Origin of the sequence: Stenotrophomonas testudinis, from assembly GCF_024499815.1 — a bacterium.
Lineage (GTDB): Bacteria > Pseudomonadota > Gammaproteobacteria > Xanthomonadales > Xanthomonadaceae > Stenotrophomonas.
This window is the reverse complement of sequence record NZ_JAMOKY010000026.1, coordinates 24,187-40,669: the sequence shown is the minus strand read 5'-3', so window position 1 is coordinate 40,669 and position 16,483 is coordinate 24,187. Positions and strand designations below refer to the sequence as shown.

The window sequence follows — 16,483 nt, the reverse complement described above, 5'->3', positions numbered from 1 at the left end:
CCCGACCCTGGTTTCCCGTGCGCACCTTCCTGCTGGTCATCGGCCTGCTGCTCTCCCCTTTCTCGACCGCGCTCGCCGCAGGCGTGCAGGTGCGCGAGGGCGACCTGCTGTTCGTCACCGCCGGGCACAGCGGCCTGAGTGCGGCCATCGACGATGCCACCGCCACGCAGGGCGCAACCAGCTTCGACCACGTGGCCCTGGTGGCTGCCGGTGCGCATGGCTGGCAGGTACTGCATGCCGATGAGAAGGGCTCGCGGCAGCAGACGCTGGTGGACTTCCAGCGCGACGCGCGCGGCAAGCAGCGGCAGATCGTGGTGTACCGGCTGCGTGCGGCGCCGGCCGGTGCAATCACCGATGCGGTCGCCAAGGCGCGCACGATGCTGGGCAAGCCGTACAACACGGCCTATGTGTTGAACGAGGACAGCTACTACTGCTCGGATTTCATCGAGCGTGCCTTCCGCGCACACCATGTGTTCGCGCTGCAGCCGATGAACTTCCGCAACCCGCAGACCGGGGAGATCGCCCAGCATTGGGTGGACCTGTACCGCGGCATGGGCATGGACGTGCCGCAGGGCCTGCCCGGCACCAACCCCAACGACATGGCCGCCAGCGCGGTGCTGGAACGGGTCGGCGTGCTTCAAACAGACGCGCTCTGAAAAGCGAAGCCCCGCACGAGGCGGGGCTTCAGCGTTCAGAGCTGGCGGGGGCCGGGCTCATTCTTCTTCGTCGTTGCCGCCCTGCTGCTGGTTGCGCTTCTGCTGCTGGTCCTGCTTCTGCTGGTCCTGCTGCTGTTGCTGCTGCTGGTCACGACCCTGCTGGTTCTGCTGACCTTTCTGGTTCTGCTGGTTCTGCTGTGCCATGTCCGTGTCTCCGAAGCCACGCGCGGAATGCGGTGGACGAGGCCATCGTCTGCAGCCGAAGGTTAACCATGCGTTGCAACCCAGCTAGCCTGGCGTTCACGCGCCCGCAAAAACACCGCGCGCCCCTTGCCGCACAAGCCCCTGAAGGATTCATGCGGCGTGTGCATGTGCTCATGCCCGCACGGCACCAGCCGCATTCAGCGGCCTTGGCACGTGTGACGCGCGCATGACGGCCTCATCCCAAGGTCCCATTTGCAGCCACGCGCAGCACCGCTATGGTCAGGCGGACACCCGCCGGAGACGCGCATGGCCCCGCAGACCGCAGTACGTCCTTCCTACGATGAAGCCCGCGACCACTTCGATATCGCGCAGTGGCAGGCCCGGTTCCAAGGGCGCCCGGACGAGGGCCTCAATGCCTGCGTGGAGTGCTGTGACCGCTACTGCGGGAGTGATCGACTGGCCCTGCGCTGGATCGACGCACAGGGTGCGCTGCACCTGTACACCTTCGATGACCTGCGCGATGCCGCCGCCCGCGCCGCCCAGGTGCTGCGTGCCGCCGGTGTCGGCCCTGGCGATGTGGTGGCCGGCCTGCTGCCGCGCACGCCCGACCTGCTGGCCACCATCCTCGGCACCTGGCGCATTGGCGCGGTCTACCAGCCGCTGTTCACCGCGTTCGGCCCCAAGGCCATCGAAAGCCGCCTGAAGACCGGCCACACCCGGCTGGTGGTGACCGACAATGCGCACCGCGGCAAGCTGGACGAACTGGATGCCTGCCCGCAGGTGGCCACCGTGCTGACGCCCGGCCAGGCACTGCGCGACGGTGACATCGACTGGCGCGCCGCCACCGCGGCCGCAGCGCCCATGCTGGAGCCCGTGCTGCTGCCGGGCGATGCGCTGATGGCCCTGCTCTCGACCTCCGGCACCACCGGCAGCCCCAAGGGCGTGCCCGTGCCGCTACGCGCGATGATGGCCTTTGCCAGCTACATGGAACTGGCCGTGGACCTGCGCGCCGACGATGTGTTCTGGAACATCGCCGACCCCGGCTGGGCCTACGGCCTGTACTACGCGGTGATCGGCCCGCTGATGCTTGGCCATGCCACCACCTTCAGCGAAGCCGGCTTCAGCGTGCACGGCCTGAATACGATCATCGGCCAGCTGGGGGTGACCAACCTGGCCGGTTCGCCCACCGCGTACCGGCAGATCATTGCTTCCGGCCCCGCCGCCAGTGCCGGCATCAAGGGCCAGCTGCGCGTGGTCAGCAGCGCCGGCGAACCGCTGAACCCGGAAATCGCCCGCTGGTTTGCCGAGCACCTGCAGACCACGGTGCTGGACCACTACGGGCAGACCGAGACCGGCATGGTGGTCAACAACCACCACGCACTGGCCCACAGCGTGCGTCCGGGGTCGTCGGGCTTTGCGATGCCCGGCTACCGCGTGGCGGTGCTGGACGACCAGGGCAACGAGCTGCCACCGCGCACGCCCGGCATCCTCGCGGTGGACCTGAAGCAGTCGCCGATCATGTGGTTCACCGGCTACTACCAGGCGGAGACGCCGGCCATCGCCGATGGCTACTACCGCACCGGCGATTCGGTGGAGTGCGAGGACGACGGATCGATCAGCTTCATCGGCCGCTCCGATGACCTCATCACCTCGTCCGGCTACCGCATCGGCCCGTTCGATGTGGAGAGCGCGCTGATGGAGCATCCGTCGGTGGCCGAAGCCGCGGTGATCGGCGTGCCCGACCCGGAGCGGACCGAGATCGTCAAAGCCTTCGTGATCCTGCGCGACGGGTTCGAGGGCAGCGACGCGCTGGCACACGAGCTGCAGCAGCACGTTCGCCATCGGCTGTCCGCGCATGCCTACCCGCGCCAGGTGGAGTTCGTGGTGGCGGTGCCAAAGACGCCCAGCGGCAAGGTGCAGCGGCTCCTGCTGCGCAAGGCGGAGATCGAGAAGCAGGCGGCAGCCGGCTGATGTAGAGCCGAGCCCACGCTCGGCTGGTTTTTGTAGAGCTGAGCCCATGCTCGGCTGCTCGCAACAGCAGCCGAGCATGGGCTCGGCTCTACAACCCCGCAGGCGCTACGGCATCACCGGCGGCACATAGGTCAGGGTCATGCCCAGCAGCCACAGCAGGCCCAGCACCAGCGGGATGTGCACCAGCAGCTGGATGAAGGTGAAGCCGACGATGTCGCGGGCCTTCAGGCCCAGCACGCCCAGCAGTGGCAGCATCCAGAACGGGTTGATCAGGTTCGGCAGCGCCTCGGCCGCGTTGTAGACCTGCACCGCCCAGCCCAGGTGCGCCTTCAGTTCGTTGGCGGCCTGCATCACGTACGGCGCTTCGATGATCCATTTGCCGCCACCGGACGGCACGAAGAAGCCCAGCACCGCCGAGTAGACACCCATCACCAGGGCGAAGGTATCGGTGCTGGCCACGTGCACGAACAGGCTGGACAGGCGATGCGCCAGGGTCTGCCCGTCGCCGCCGGCGGCATGGGTGAGGATCATCGCGATGCCGCCGTACAGCGGGAACTGGATGAGCACGCCGGTGGTGCTGGGCACCGCCTTGGCCACCGCGTTGAGGAAGCTGCGCGGGCGCCAGTGCAGCAGCAGGCCCAGCGAAATGAACAGGAAGTTGTAGGTATTGAGGTTGGCGATGGCGGTGACCACCGGCTTGTTGGCGAACTCGTTGAACAGCCAGCCGAAGGCCAGCAGCGAGAGCAGCACGGTCAGCAGCGGGCTGTATTCCAGCCATTCGCCTGGGCGCGTGCGCTGCTGCAGCGGCTCGGGCTCGGCCTGTGCGGCACCGGGGAAATCCTCGGCGGTGCGTGCACTGCCCGCAGCCGGCGCGGTGAGCCAGGCAATCAGCAGCGAGACCAGGATCAGCGCTGCGGTCAGCGCGATCGACTGCCACAGGAAGATGGTTTCGGTGAAGGGCAGCACGCCGGTGATCTCCACCAGGCCGGGCGGCATGCTGGCCGGGTTGGCCTGCAGCTGCGCGGCCGAGGAGCTCAGGCCCATCGCCCACACCGCGCCCAGGCCCAGGTAGGCCGAGGCACCGGCGGCGCGGTAATCCATGCGCAGCTCGGTGCGGCGGGCGAGCGCGCGCACCAGCAGGCCACCGAACACCAGCGAGAAGCCCCAGCTGAGCAGCGAGGCCAGCATGCTGACCAGGCCGACGTAGACCACGGCGCCGCGACCGGTGCGCGGCACCCGCGCGAGGAAATCGATGAAGCGCGCCACCACCGGCGCGGTGGCCAGCGCATAGCCGCCGATGACCACGAAGGCCATCTGCATGGTGAAGGGGATCAGGCTCCAGAAACCGTCGCCGAAGGCGCTGGCCGTGGCCTGCGGGGTCGAGCCGAAGCCCATCGCCGCCACCGCGACGATGACCACGCCCAGCACCGCAAACACGTACGCGTCGGGGAACCACTTTTTCCGCCCAGGCGGCCGAGCGCAGCGCTGCGCGCGCCATCCAGCCGTCCTGTACTGCTGCCGTTGCTGACGAGGCCATCGCCTACCCTCCCAGGTTCGATGGGCCGATTCTGGGCGGTAGGGTGCGGGCTGTCAGCCACCTATTGGTCGTAGGTGGCGGGATGCCCGGCGCTGCGCGCCGCCGCCCGAGCATGGGCTCGGGCGCTACCGGGGTTGCGACCTGTAGAGCCGAGCCTACGCTCGGCTGCGCTTCTCAGCGCAGCGCCAGGTCCACGGCGATGCCGGCGAACAGCGCCGCGCCCACCCAGTTGTTGTGCAGGAACGCCTTGAAACACGGGCCGCGCTCGCGGTTGCGGCAGATCCAGAATTCGTACACCACCAGCACCGCGGCCACGGCCACGCCGGCCAGGTAGTACCCGCCCAGCCCGCCGCGCACGCCCACCAGAGCCATCGTGGCCAGGAACAGCGCGTACAGCACGCCCTGGATGACCAGGTCCAGCTCGCCGAACAGGATGGCGGTGGAATGCGAGCCCATCTTCAGGTCGTCCTCGCGGTCGACCATGGCGTACCAGGTGTCATACGCGGTGGACCACAGGATGTTGCCCGCATACAGCAGCCATGCCAGCATCGGCACCTCGCCCTGCACGGCGGCGAAGGCCATCGGGATGCCCCAGCCGAAGGACATGCCCAAATAGACCTGCGGCAGGTGGGTGTAGCGCTTCAGGTAGGGGTAGCTGGCGGCCAGGAACACGCCGATGAAGCTCAGGCCGATGGTCAGCCAGTTGAGCGTCAGCACCAGGCCGAAGGCCACCAGCATCAGCACGGCGAACAGCGCCAGCGCCGCGCGGCCGCTGATCGCGCCGGTCGCCAGCGGCCGCGACCTGGTGCGTTCCACGTGCGGGTCCAGCCAGCGGTCGGCGTAATCGTTGATGACGCAGCCCGCCGAGCGGGTGAGCCAGACGCCGGCGGTGAACACGAACAGCGTCCACAGCGGCGGCAGGCCGCCGGTGGCCAGCCACAGCGCCCACCAGGTGGGCCACAGCAGCAGCAGGGTGCCGATCGGTCGATCGGCGCGCATCAGGGACCAGTAGTGACGCCAGCGCGGCGTCGGCGCCGGATGCGGCGCGGAAAGAGGGGTGTCAGCCATGGGGATAGGATACTCCTGCGCTGGTGCTGCAGCGCTGCAACCCGGGCAGTTCAGGTCCGTGTAGTAGTATTGCGGGCCCCCACCCGGGCCCTTCCAGCCGGGTCGGTCTCCCCCAAGACTTCGCTGGCTGCAAAAGGAATTCAGATGAAGATCGCCGTCGTCGGCACCGGCTATGTCGGCCTTTCCAATGCGGTTCTGTTTGCGCAGAACCATGAGGTGGTCGCGCTCGACATCGACGCGGACCGCGTCCAGCTCCTCAATTCCCGCAAGGCTCCGATCGAAGATCGTGAGATCGAGGAGTATCTGGCGCAGCGGTCCCTGAATCTCCGGGCGACGCTGGATCCGAAGGATGCCTACGCTGGCGCCGCGTTCGTGATCATCGCCACGCCCACGGATTACGATCCACAGACCAACTATTTCAATACCGGGTCGGTGGAGTCGGTTGTCCGCGATGTCGTGGCCATCAATCCCGACGCCGTGATGATCATCAAGTCCACCATCCCGGTGGGCTGCACGGACGAGCTTCGCGAACGCTTCGGCACCGGCAACATCATCTTCTCGCCCGAGTTCCTGCGCGAAGGCAAGGCGCTGTACGACAACCTGCACCCCAGCCGCATCATCGTGGGTGAACGTTCTGAGCGCGCAGAGACGTTTGCCGCGCTGCTGCAGGAAGGCGCGGTGAGCAAGGACGTGACGACTCTGTTCACCGATTCCACCGAGGCCGAGGCGATCAAGCTGTTCGCCAATACCTACCTCGCCATGCGCGTTGCCTACTTCAACGAGCTGGACACCTACGCCGCCTCGCATGGGCTGGACACGCGCCAGATCATCGATGGCGTGAGCCTGGATCCGCGCATCGGCAGCCATTACAACAACCCTTCGTTCGGCTATGGCGGTTACTGCCTGCCGAAGGACACGAAGCAGTTGCTGGCCAACTACAGCGATGTGCCGCAGAACCTGATCCACGCCATCGTAGAAGCCAACCGCACCCGCAAGGATTTCATCGCCGACGAGGTGATCAAGCGTTCGCCCAAGGTGGTCGGCATCTATCGCCTGGTGATGAAATCCGGCTCGGACAATTTCCGCGCCTCGGCCATCCAGGGCGTGATGAAGCGCATCAAGGCCAAGGGTATCGAGGTGGTCGTCCACGAGCCGGTCCTGCAGGTTCCGCACTTCTACAATTCCCGGGTCAACAATGACCTGGAGCGTTTCAAGGCAGAGTGCGACGTGATCCTGGCCAACCGGCTGTCGCCGGAGATTTCGGACGTCTCAGAGAAGGTCTACACCCGGGATCTGTTCGGAAACGACTGACTTCGAGGCCTCTAGTCGGACGGCGCCCCGCCTTGGCAGGGCCAGGCGCCGCCGGCCAGGGCAGATTTTTGTCGCGGAGTCCGCTAGAATCCCCCGCTACCGCCGGATAACCGGTGGTGGCCGTACAACGCGCCCGTAGCTCAGCCGGATAGAGTAGTGGCTTCCGAAGCCATTGGTCGGGGGTTCGAATCCCTCCGGGCGCGCCATCTTTCCCTGCCCTCATCAGCGCAGGAGCCCCGGCCCCACACGCACCATGGCCTGCAGCATCGGCCGCGCGACGCCGTGTCCGGCCGAAGCACCAAGCGTCGAGCGGCGCCCTCCCCCCTCACTCGACGATCCCGGCGCGCTCCTGTTGCCCGAACACGGCGTCGTGCCAGTAGCGCTGGCGTCGTCTGAACCAGCGTGCGAAGCGCCGCTCGTCAAACACCTTCAACTGCCGCATGTCCACCTCGTAGCGATGGAACAGCGCCAGGAGCTCCCTCAGCGCCTCGTCATCCACCCGCTGGCGATCCACTTGGATATGGAGAGTCCGCCCCATCCCGGCAACGTCGACCACGCAGGGCAGCTCCTGCAGCCTCGCGAAGAGGCTCGCCTCATCCTGCCTGGAGTAGAACACCACGCTATCGGCCCGGAGTTCCACCACGTTCCGTCCTTCCACCATCGGGTCTCGTCTCCTGTCTTTCAGGGTGCTGCGGCCAACCCATGCAGCGCCCGCACCCCGGCATCCCTCTCCACCAGATGCATGCTGAACAACTGCGTGGCATCCCGCGACCAACTCCCCTCCAGCCAGCGCCACGTGGCCGCATCCACCCTCGGCAGCTTCCGCTCCAGGTAGTAGACCCGGCTGCCATCACCCGAGAAGTACCCGCCCAGCAGCCGCCAGCGCGCACGATCCACCCCGGGCAGCGGCTTCCCGTCGCAGTAGACGTTGCTGTCATCGAAGGCGTACAGCGACTCCTGCGGCACGCCCTGCAGCAGGTCACCACGCAGGCAGTGCTTCATCCGCCGGCCGCAGTACCAGCCACCCTCGTCATCGGCGCCATAGCCGCCGCCGAGATCACGGAACGTCGTGCACTCCGCCCCGGGCAGCGCTTTCAGCGAGGTCTCGTATTCGAAGTAGACGGCGCGGTCATCCAACCAGTACGCGCCGCACTGGCGGAAGCTGTCGCGGTCAATGGCGGGCAGGCGGCTCCACGCGTGGTAGACCGCGTGTGCATCGCGGCCGATGAAGTGGTGCGCCGGCATGAACTCGAAGCTCGCGGCGTCGGCTTTGCGCAGCGGCCGCCCCTGGTGGAAGACCTGGCTGTCGTGCACGCGCCAGTACTCGATGCCATACGGACCGATGAAATGCTGGTCCGGCAGGTCGATGATCTTCTGCCATGCCATGGGTTGGGATCCCGCCGTCCTTGGGTTGGCCCGTAGTGTAATGGAGGCGGCGAGGACAGCAGCCGAGCGTGGGCTCGGCTCCACAGGGGATCCGCCAGCAACGCCGGGCATGGCCCGGCGTTGCATTGAAAGCAGTCGAGCATGGCTCGACTCTAAAAAAGCCGGTCAGTACTTGCCGTCGAAAGCGAAGATCGGCTTGCGCTGCTTCCACGCGCCGGCGGTGAAATCCGGGAATTCCAAGGTCTGGAAGCTATTGGCAATCGACTGCTCGGACAGCGGCGTGATCGCGCTCCAGGTCACGGCGTCATAGATGTCGATCGGCATCGGCGCCTTGGCCTTCAGCGCTTCCACGAAGGCGTGGATGACGAACCAGTCCATGCCACCGTGGCCGGCGCTGGCCGCGGTGTCGGCGTTCTGCTTCCACAGCGGGTGTTCGTACTGGTCCTGGTAGGTCTTGAACGCTTCCCACTGATGCGGCGGGCTGCGGCCTTCGATGTGGATCGAATGGTTCACGTCCATCCACAGGCCCTTGGTGCCCTGCACGCGGAAGCCCATCGAGTAAGGGCGTGGCAGCGAGGTGTCGTGCTGCAGCAGGATGGTCTCGCCGTTCTCGCAGGCCAGCATAGTGGTGACGATGTCACCCAGCTTGAACTTCACCTTGGTGCTGGGATGCGTGGTGCCGCCACTCTTGGCCACGGTGTAGTCGTGCAGACCGCGCGCCTTGCTGGCGAACGCGTTGATGTGGGTGAAGCGGTTGCCGCGGTTGATGCCGGTGTACATCGCGCACGGGCCGATGCCATGGCTGGGGTACAGCTCGCCATTGCGCTGCACCGAATGCTCGGTGCGCCAGCGCGCTTCGCTCCAGCCCTTCGGGCCGAACTCCACGCCGCTGTCGTAGGGCTGGTTGGGGTCGCCGGAGTTGAACTTCACTCCACGCAGGTCGTGCTGGTAGCCCGCCTGCAGGTGCACCAGCTCGCCGAACAGGCCCTGCCGCACCATCTGCAGCGCGGCCATCACGTCGCGGCGGTAGCAGACGTTTTCCAGCAGCATGTACGGGGTGCCGGTGCTGAGCTGAGTCTTCAGCACATCCCAGTGGTCCTGCAGGGTGATGCCGGCCACCACTTCGCAGCCCACGGCCACGCCGGCCTGCATCGCGGCGATCGCCATCGGTGCGTGGTACTCCCACGGCGTAGCGATGATCACGCCATCGATGCCCTTCTGTTCCAGCAGGCGCTTCCACGCGTGGGTGTCGCGGTCCTGGCCGTAGGTCTTCGGCGCGGGCTTGCCGGCCTTGGCCACCATGTCCACGGCGCGGCCCAGCATGATCGGCTCGATGTCGCACAGCGCGACCACCTCTACATCGTCCCGGCGCACCAGCTCCTTCAGCAGCACCAGGCCGCGCATGCCGGTACCGATGAGGGCCAGGCGCACCTTGCGCCCTGCCGCCCAGGCGGGGGTCTGCGGCAGCAGGCTGCTGGCGGCGACGGCGGCACTGGCCGCGATGAATTCCCTACGCTTCATGGCAAACACTCTCCTCTTGAAGGTGCGCCGGCCACGACCGGCGCACCAGGGTCACACGCACGGAATTACTTGAACCGGTAGCCGACGGTCACACTGTAGCCGCGGCCGAAGATGGTGGCGTAGTCGCTGGAATCGCCCAGGAAGCTGTTCGGATCGTAGAACGGCAGGCGATCGAACAGGTTCTTGACCGTGAAGCTGAGGTTCCAGGCGTCATCCGGGCGCCAGGTGACGCTCAGGTTGGCGGTCCACCACGACGGTGCGCCGTCGCACTTGCTGGCCTCCAGGGCCAGGAAGCCGGCGGTGCAGGTGTCCTTGTTGTTGTCCACTTCGTCCACGCGGTCGCGCGCCCACCTGGTGCCGCCCACGTAGTTGACAAACATGCTGGTGGTCACCTGCTTGTAGGTCCAGTCGGCGTTGAGCGTGGCCCGCAGGCGGGGGTTGTTGTAGTAGCCCACCACGTCGCCGTAGTACCAGCCGCTTTCATCATCCATGTAGTAGCGGTTGCGGTTGGCGATGGTGGCGGCCAGGCCGACGTTCAGCCCGCCCCATTCACCCAGCGAGAAGCGGCTGCGTGCATCGATGTCGAAGCCGTCGACCAGGGTCTTGCCGCGGTTCTTGTACTGGCCCACCACGCTGGCCACGTTGCCCACGCTGTAACCGGGCAGCACCGAGGGGCAGCTCACGCCGCTGGCCGGGTCGGCGCACATCGCTGCCAGCTGGGCGAGGTTGGCGCGGTCGGCGTCGGTGATCGGCGAACGAGTGGAAGAGATGATGTCCGTGTCGCGGCTGAAATCCGGGGCGACGATTTCGTTGTTGCGGTAGATGAACCAGTAATCGGCCGACACCGACAGCCAGCTGGCCGGCTCGTAGACGAAGCCCAGGGTGGCGATCTTGGCCTTCTCCGGCTTCAGGTCCTGGTTGGGCTGGGTCATGCGGGCGACGGTGCGGCTGCAGTCGACGTTGGCCAGGCTCTTGCCCAGGTCCACGTCACCGGCACGCTGCGACTGCCGCAGCAGGTCGGCGATGGCGTTGGTCTCGGCGCAGCGCACCTCATCGCGGTAGCCACCCAGCTGGGCGAATACGCCACCGCTGCCCGACTCGGCCAGGCTGGGCGCGCGGAAGCCGGTGGAATAGGTACCGCGCAGCATCAGCTGGTCGAAGGCCTGGTACTTGAAGCCGATCTTCGGTGCGGCATTGGCGCTGAAGTTCGGGTACTTGTCCACGCGCAGCGCCGCGTCCAGTTCCAGCTTGTCGGTGATCGGCGCCACCGTTTCGGCGAACAGCGCATAGGTGTTGCGCGCGCCGTCGAACCACGAACCACCCTGCTGGGTGATCAGGCCAGCGGCAGCATCGGCATTGCCCGGGGTGTAGAAGGTTTCGCGGCTGGCGTTGAAGCCGAACGCCGCGCGCATCTCACCGGCAGGCAGCTGGAACAATGGGCCTTCGATCTTGCCGTCGAGGGTGTGCAGGCGCGTCCAGGACTGGATGTCGAAGGTCGGGAAGGCCTCGCGGATCAGCGCGGCGTTGGCCTCGCTGATCTCGCCGAACGTGTACGCCGGGTGGTCGGAGATGATGACCCGGCCGGTACCCGGGTCGATCGAGTACGGCCCAAAGGCCTTCTCGAAGCCCTTCAGGTTGACGTTGATGGTCTGGTAGGTGGTGGAATGCGAACCTGCGGTGGCAAACGCGGTTTCCCAGTTCCAGTCGCCGACGTTGCCGCGCGCGCCGGTCACCACGCGGTAGCTCTCGTCGGTGTTGCGCTGGCCGAAGTAGTTCGGCCCGGCATCCTGCAGCAGGTACTGCAGGCCCACCACGCCGCCCATCAGCGCCTTCAATTCAGGACTGGCGTGGTTGTACTCGTTGTTCGGGCCCAGGTACGGGTACAGGAACTGGTTGACCGAGGTGCCGGTATCACGCGAGAACCAGCTGCTGGGGTTGCCGGTAGTGGTGCCGTAGGTGCGCGGCGTGCCGCCGTTGGCGCGCAGGTCGATGTCGGTGTAGGTGGCCTCAGCGAAGATCTCGGTGTTGTCGCCCACCAGGAAGGTGCCGTTGAGGTAGGCGGTATTGCGCTCGGACTTGGCGCCGGCATCGATCTCGTTGTTCATCCACGTTTCCCAGACACAGCTGGGGCCGGCGGCCTGGCCCTGCAGCACGTTCTGGCAGCCCGGTGCGGCTTCCTGCACGCGGCGGCCGGTGACCGGATCGAAGGCGAAGTAGGTGCCCGGATTGAACTCGCCAGGCTTGCTGCCCACGCCCAGGCGCAGGCCGCTGAGGTAATTGGGGTTGTTGACGTAGTACTGGCTGGGCCGCTTGTCGTAGAAATCGCTGAGCGGAATCGCGTCGCGGCGGTACATGTTCACCGCGCCATAGACGTTGAAGCGGTTCTCGGTCAGATCGCCGAAGCCGGCGGTGATGCTGGCCTGGCGCTCGCCGTAGGAATCGATGCGCGAGGAGGTGTCGTTGGTGAAGTTGATCTCCGCGCCCTGGAAATTGCGCTTGGTGATCACGTTGATGACGCCGGCCACCGCATCAGTGCCGTACACCGCCGAGGCGCCGTCGGTCAGCACTTCCATGCGTTCGATGGCGGCGGCGGGAATGGCATCGATGTTGACGAACTGGGTCTGGAAGCCCGCCGGTGCGCCGTAGTACGACAGGCGGCGGCCGTTCAGCAGCACCAGCGTGCCCTGCGCGCCCAGCCCACGCAGGTTGGCCTGCGAGGCGCCGTCCGAACCGGTGAACAGCGAGCGCGAATCCTGCTGCGCGGGTCGCGCGGCCGGTAGGTTGTCCAGCACCTGCAGCAGCGTGCGCGCACCCATGTTCTGGATGTCCTGCTTGCTGATCACCTGCACCGGCGATGCGGTTTCGACGTCAGTGCGGCGGATGTTGGAGCCGGTGACCTCGATGCGGGCCAGGTCGGTGGCGGTGTCCTTGCTGTCCTGGGCGGCAGCAGGCAGGGCGATCGACAGCAGCACGCCGGCGATGGCCAGCGACAGCGGGGCGAAGGAACGACAGGGCGGACGGGGGTGGCGTGCGGGCAACATCGGGGTTCTCTCCTGGCAGGGGTGCGCGGCGGGTGGGCGGCGCGAAAGCGATTGGCGGGCAAAACGCTCCCGGGCCACGGCTCTGGAGCCGTAGTCGGAATGGGCGGGGGAGGAGCGGTGTTACGTGGGGGTCATGGGGCGACGATGCTGGCGGAGTCGCCCTCCTGGCCGATCAGCACGGCGTTGGCCCAGTTGGCGCAGACCTGGGCGGGTTGGCTGCCCTGCGCACCCAGCGTGCGCAGGCTCAGGGTGGAAAGACCACGGATGTCCAGTTCCGGCTTGACCACGCCGGGTGCCTTCACCAGGCCGCTGTCGTACAGCAGGCGGCCATCGCCCCAGACCTGGAACTGCAGGCCCCCGGCGGTGCGGCAGGCATCGTCGATGCCGAGATCGGCGCGCAGCAGGTTCCAGCCGCCCTGCAGGCGCAGGTCGAGGCGGCTGTTGCCACCGACGCCCAGGCCCCGGCGGAACTGCAGGCCGTTCATGCGCAGGCCGGCGTCGCCCCGGAAGGACTGGTCGGCGCGGACCTGGCTGGCCAGCGCGGCCGGCACCGGCAGCTCGGAGAGATACTGCTGCCGGGCCGGTCGCTCCGGTTCCTGGTGTTCGAGGATGTGGAAGGTGGCCAGCGCGATCGGACCGACATCGCGCGGCTGCAGAGCATCGAAGGCGCGGGCGCTGCCCTGTGCGGCGGTAACCATCGGATCGGTGCTGCTGGCGCCGTCGCCTTCGGGGTTCTGCACGCTCAGCACGCGGAAGCGCAGCAGGCGGCCGGCATGGGCCGGGAAGTCGATGCGCTGCACGCCTTCCTTCAACTGCAGGCGGCCACGCGCGATGGGTTCGCCCCACTCGCCATTGCTGTCACCCAGGTAGACCTCGTAGTCGCGGACCTGGCCGTGCTTCCAGTTCTTGTCGTTGCGCGGGGCGATGTCGATGCCGTCGATCATCTTCCGCTCGCCGAAGCCGACCACCCACTCGTGCGCGCCGGTACGCACGGCCTGGTTGCGCACGCTGCGGAACCAGGTGTTGGGATCATCGTCGAAGGCGTTTTCCAGCGCGTGGCCCGGTTCTTCCGCCGGGCGGTTGACCACCAGCAGGCTGTCGGCCGGCAGTTCGCGGCCCAGCACCGGTGCGGCCGGGAAGGCATCATCGCCGGCCGCAGCGGCGACGGCGAAGTCCAGCTGCAGCTGCAGCGGCTGGCGGATGTCCTGCGTGGCGGTGCGCACATGCAGCGTGCCGCGGCGATCCTTGGCATCGAAGAACCAGCCCTCGCTGCCGTTGTTGAACGCGGCCGCATCGGCCAGCGCCGGCAGCGCGCGACCAGCGGCCTGCACCGCGCGCGGCGCCTGCCGGCTGAGCACCCGCAGGCCGTAGCGGCGCTGCGCCAGCTGGCCGTTGTAGCTGCCCTGCACCGCGTCGATCTGCACCTGCACCGGGCCACTGCCCTGCGCCGGGGCCTGCACGCGCACCACCTGCGTGCTCGACTCGCCCTTCTGGTAGCGGCGCGTAGTGCCGTCATCTTCGTACAGCGTGTACTGCGCATCGCCCTGCGGGTACAGGTCGAAGGTCACTTCATCGAGCGCCTTTTCGCCGTCGAACAGCATCGACGGATACATCGGCAGGATGGCGCCGGCACGCACGAACACCGGCAGCGTGGCCAGATCCACCTGGCGGTCGAGCTGGCGACCCTCGGTACCGGCCTGCACGCGTCGGCCATCCCAGTAATCGATCCAGCCACCGGCGGGAAGATGGATGTCGCGGCGCCAGCCACGGCTGGCCGCCTGGCTGCGGTACACCGGCGCAACCAGCAGGTCGCGGCCGAGCAGGAACTGGTACTTGTAGGTTTCATCCTGCGCATGCGGATCGCGCGGGTTGTCCCACATCAGGCCACGCACCGGCGGCGCGCCGGTCTGCGCGGCCTCGTGCACCAGCCCGTACATGTACGGGGTCAGGCGCATCTTCAACTTCAGGTAATCGCGGTTGATGCTGCGGTAGGGCTCGTCGAACCACCACGGATGCTTGCGCGCGTTCGACGACCAGCCGCTCATGCCCATCAGCACCGGAGTGAACGCCTTCCACTGCAGGTCGCGGGTGAAGGTTTCTGCGCTGCCACCGAAGATCGCATCGACGTCGCCGCTGGCGTAGGCCATGCCGGACAGGCCCGAACCGACCAGGGTCGGCACGTGCCAGCGGATGTAATCCCAACTGCTGCTCTGGTCGCCGGTCCAGGCCACGGCATAGCGCTGGATGCCGGCCCAGCCCATCACCGTCCACAGGAACGGGCGCGAGTCGGAATTGTCGAGGATGCCGTTGAAGGCCTGGCGGTTGGCATCCATCGCGAACTGGTAGCCCTTGCCGGTCCAGGCCACGTCCAGCTTCTGCACGCGGGTGCCGGCCTTGCCCACTTCCCAGGCGATCTTGTCGACGCCGTTCTCGGTCCACAGGCCGGTGCGGAAGCCGTACTTCGCCAGCCCCTGCACCGTCTCCGGCAGCTTCTGGTAGCCGCAGCCGTAGCCATCGTTGGGCAGGATCCAGCCACCGGGCATGTCATGTTCGCGGTACTGCTTGGCCACGCTGTCGATCACATCCGGCGTGGTGCCGGTCGGGCCGTCGCTCCAGCCTTCGGGCACGGTGCCGGGCTTTTTGCTGTTGTCGCCATCGTTGTAGCAATCGGCATCGCCGTAGGAGAGCGCCCAGCGCGCGACCATGTTCGGGCGGCCGGTCAGCTGGGTATAGCGTTCGATCAGCTTCGGCAGGTCGGCACCGACGAAGTAATAGGCATCGAAGCGGTCTTCGCGGTGCAGCAGGGTGGCCTGGTCGGCCTGGCGCAGGTCGTAGCTGCCATCGCTCCAGGTGTTGCGCAGCATGCCCCAGCCACGGCTGCTGAGCAGCATCGGCGCCGGGCTCGGGCGATCACCTTCTTCCCAGCCGCCGGAGTAGGACACTTCCAGTTCGCGGCCTTTGAACTGGTAACGGCCGTTCTGCTGGCCGCCACCGAAGTAGCCTTCGTCGGCCTGCGAAGAGAGCACCTGCACGCTCTGCGCGGCATCCAGGTCCAGCGGCTGCAGTTCCTGCCACAGCGCGGTCGGCTGGCCGTTGTCCAGGCGTTCCAGGCGCAGGCGCAGCGGTTGCCGCTGCACGTGCAGCACCAGTGCGTCGGTGCGCACGCGGATCTCCTGTGCGTCTTCTTCCAGCTGCGCCTGCACGTTGGCCTTGGGCTGCGGCAGCACGATCGGCGCGGCCTTGTCACCGGCGCCGGTCAGGGTGCCCTTGCGGCCAGCCTGCACGCGGATGATGTCCGCGGCCGGCAGTTCGATGCGGATGCGCGCGCCGCTGTCGGTCTGCAGATCCCAGCCGTGCACGCCGTCACGGCTGTCACTGGCGCTGACCGAACGCAGGTTGCCGACCGGCTCGGCCTGGGCCGATGTCGCTGCCAGCATCAATGCCGGCAGCAGGGCCAGCAGCAGCTGCGAGCGACGAATGCGGTTCTCCACACGAACTCCCAACCCGTTCACCGGGCGTTTCGAAAGCAGTTGCGGCCGACTCTAGGGCAGTGATTCGAAAGATGTCAATAAACTGAAAGGAAAAAGGAAGATATATTTGATAGAAACGAAAGTTGGTGCGCCGCAATACTTTGTGTAAGCGCTTGCAACCCCCTGTTAAGCATTGTGCGATACGGCATCCGGCCGATTCTTGCGTTTCGCGATCGGCCTCATCCCGGATACGCCAGGCCAATCCGCTTCTTTCTTTTTGCTTTCGATGTTTGACATTTCGAAAGAAAACGCAGATGG

General features: G+C 66.8%; 10 protein-coding genes, 1 tRNA gene and 1 pseudogene. 4 read left to right on the top strand and 8 right to left on the bottom strand.

Annotated elements, in window-relative coordinates:
* Positions 1–17: 17 nt before the first annotated feature.
* Entirely contained in the window at positions 18–656 is a 639-nt protein-coding gene (locus NQ204_RS13935) for a YiiX/YebB-like N1pC/P60 family cysteine hydrolase (protein WP_256644188.1), read from the top strand.
* A 57-nt stretch (positions 657–713) separates the two neighbouring features.
* Here NQ204_RS13935 and NQ204_RS13930 read toward each other — a convergent pair whose 3' ends face one another.
* Positions 714–860, bottom strand: a complete 147-nt coding sequence (locus NQ204_RS13930; RefSeq protein WP_256644187.1) for a hypothetical protein — start codon at positions 858–860, stop codon at positions 714–716.
* A gap of 306 nt (positions 861–1,166) precedes the next feature.
* Here NQ204_RS13930 and NQ204_RS13925 point away from each other — a divergent pair, with 306 nt between their 5' ends.
* Complete coding sequence (locus tag NQ204_RS13925) at positions 1,167–2,831, top strand: AMP-binding protein (protein WP_256644186.1); 1,665 nt, start codon at positions 1,167–1,169, stop codon at positions 2,829–2,831.
* A gap of 105 nt (positions 2,832–2,936) precedes the next feature.
* On the opposite strand, the pseudogene NQ204_RS13920 reads toward NQ204_RS13925, so the two are convergent.
* Positions 2,937–4,329, bottom strand: a pseudogene (locus NQ204_RS13920) (short-chain fatty acid transporter).
* Between the two features lie 213 nt (positions 4,330–4,542).
* Positions 4,543–5,436, bottom strand: coding sequence for a 4-hydroxybenzoate octaprenyltransferase (gene ubiA / locus NQ204_RS13915; protein ID WP_116862506.1), 894 nt, complete (start codon positions 5,434–5,436; stop codon positions 4,543–4,545).
* A 144-nt stretch (positions 5,437–5,580) separates the two neighbouring features.
* Between ubiA and NQ204_RS13910 the strand changes: the two genes are divergently transcribed.
* Together NQ204_RS13910 and NQ204_RS13905 are read left to right on the top strand one after the other, a co-directional pair.
* Positions 5,581–6,747, top strand: a complete 1,167-nt coding sequence (locus NQ204_RS13910) for a nucleotide sugar dehydrogenase (protein ID WP_256644185.1) — start codon at positions 5,581–5,583, stop codon at positions 6,745–6,747.
* Between the two features lie 129 nt (positions 6,748–6,876).
* Positions 6,877–6,953 (top strand) — tRNA-Arg (locus tag NQ204_RS13905).
* Between the two features lie 119 nt (positions 6,954–7,072).
* Here the strand turns inward: NQ204_RS13905 and NQ204_RS13900 are convergent.
* The 5 genes from NQ204_RS13900 to NQ204_RS13880 all read right to left on the bottom strand — a co-directional run bounded on the left by NQ204_RS13900 (position 7,073) and on the right by NQ204_RS13880 (position 16,186).
* Positions 7,073–7,408, bottom strand: coding sequence for a hypothetical protein (locus NQ204_RS13900; protein WP_256644184.1), 336 nt, complete (start codon positions 7,406–7,408; stop codon positions 7,073–7,075).
* Between the two features lie 20 nt (positions 7,409–7,428).
* The gene (locus NQ204_RS13895; protein ID WP_256644183.1) at positions 7,429–8,133 is read right to left on the bottom strand and encodes a DKNYY domain-containing protein; all 705 of its coding nucleotides are present in this window, start codon (positions 8,131–8,133) and stop codon (positions 7,429–7,431) included.
* A gap of 165 nt (positions 8,134–8,298) precedes the next feature.
* Entirely contained in the window at positions 8,299–9,654 is a 1,356-nt protein-coding gene (locus tag NQ204_RS13890) for a Gfo/Idh/MocA family protein (protein ID WP_256644182.1), read from the bottom strand.
* Between the two features lie 65 nt (positions 9,655–9,719).
* Positions 9,720–12,695, bottom strand: a complete 2,976-nt coding sequence (locus NQ204_RS13885) for a TonB-dependent receptor domain-containing protein (RefSeq protein WP_256644181.1) — start codon at positions 12,693–12,695, stop codon at positions 9,720–9,722.
* A gap of 131 nt (positions 12,696–12,826) precedes the next feature.
* Positions 12,827–16,186 (bottom strand): TIM-barrel domain-containing protein, encoded by a 3,360-nt coding sequence (locus NQ204_RS13880; RefSeq protein ID WP_256644180.1) that lies wholly within the window; start codon positions 16,184–16,186, stop codon positions 12,827–12,829.
* Positions 16,187–16,483 lie beyond the last annotated feature (297 nt).

Excerpts from the sequence above, each read along its gene's own strand:
- NQ204_RS13930 (WP_256644187.1), bottom strand. The coding sequence starts at position 860 with ATGGCACAGCAGAACCAGCAGAACCAGAAAGGTCAGCAGAACCAGCAG.
- NQ204_RS13925 (WP_256644186.1), top strand. The coding sequence starts at position 1,167 with ATGGCCCCGCAGACCGCAGTACGTCCTTCCTACGATGAAGCCCGCGAC.
- ubiA (WP_116862506.1), bottom strand. The coding sequence starts at position 5,436 with ATGGCTGACACCCCTCTTTCCGCGCCGCATCCGGCGCCGACGCCGCGC.
- NQ204_RS13910 (WP_256644185.1), top strand. The coding sequence starts at position 5,581 with ATGAAGATCGCCGTCGTCGGCACCGGCTATGTCGGCCTTTCCAATGCG.
- NQ204_RS13900 (WP_256644184.1), bottom strand. The coding sequence starts at position 7,408 with ATGGTGGAAGGACGGAACGTGGTGGAACTCCGGGCCGATAGCGTGGTG.
- NQ204_RS13895 (WP_256644183.1), bottom strand. The coding sequence starts at position 8,133 with ATGGCATGGCAGAAGATCATCGACCTGCCGGACCAGCATTTCATCGGT.
- NQ204_RS13890 (WP_256644182.1), bottom strand. The coding sequence starts at position 9,654 with ATGAAGCGTAGGGAATTCATCGCGGCCAGTGCCGCCGTCGCCGCCAGC.
- NQ204_RS13885 (WP_256644181.1), bottom strand. The coding sequence starts at position 12,695 with ATGTTGCCCGCACGCCACCCCCGTCCGCCCTGTCGTTCCTTCGCCCCG.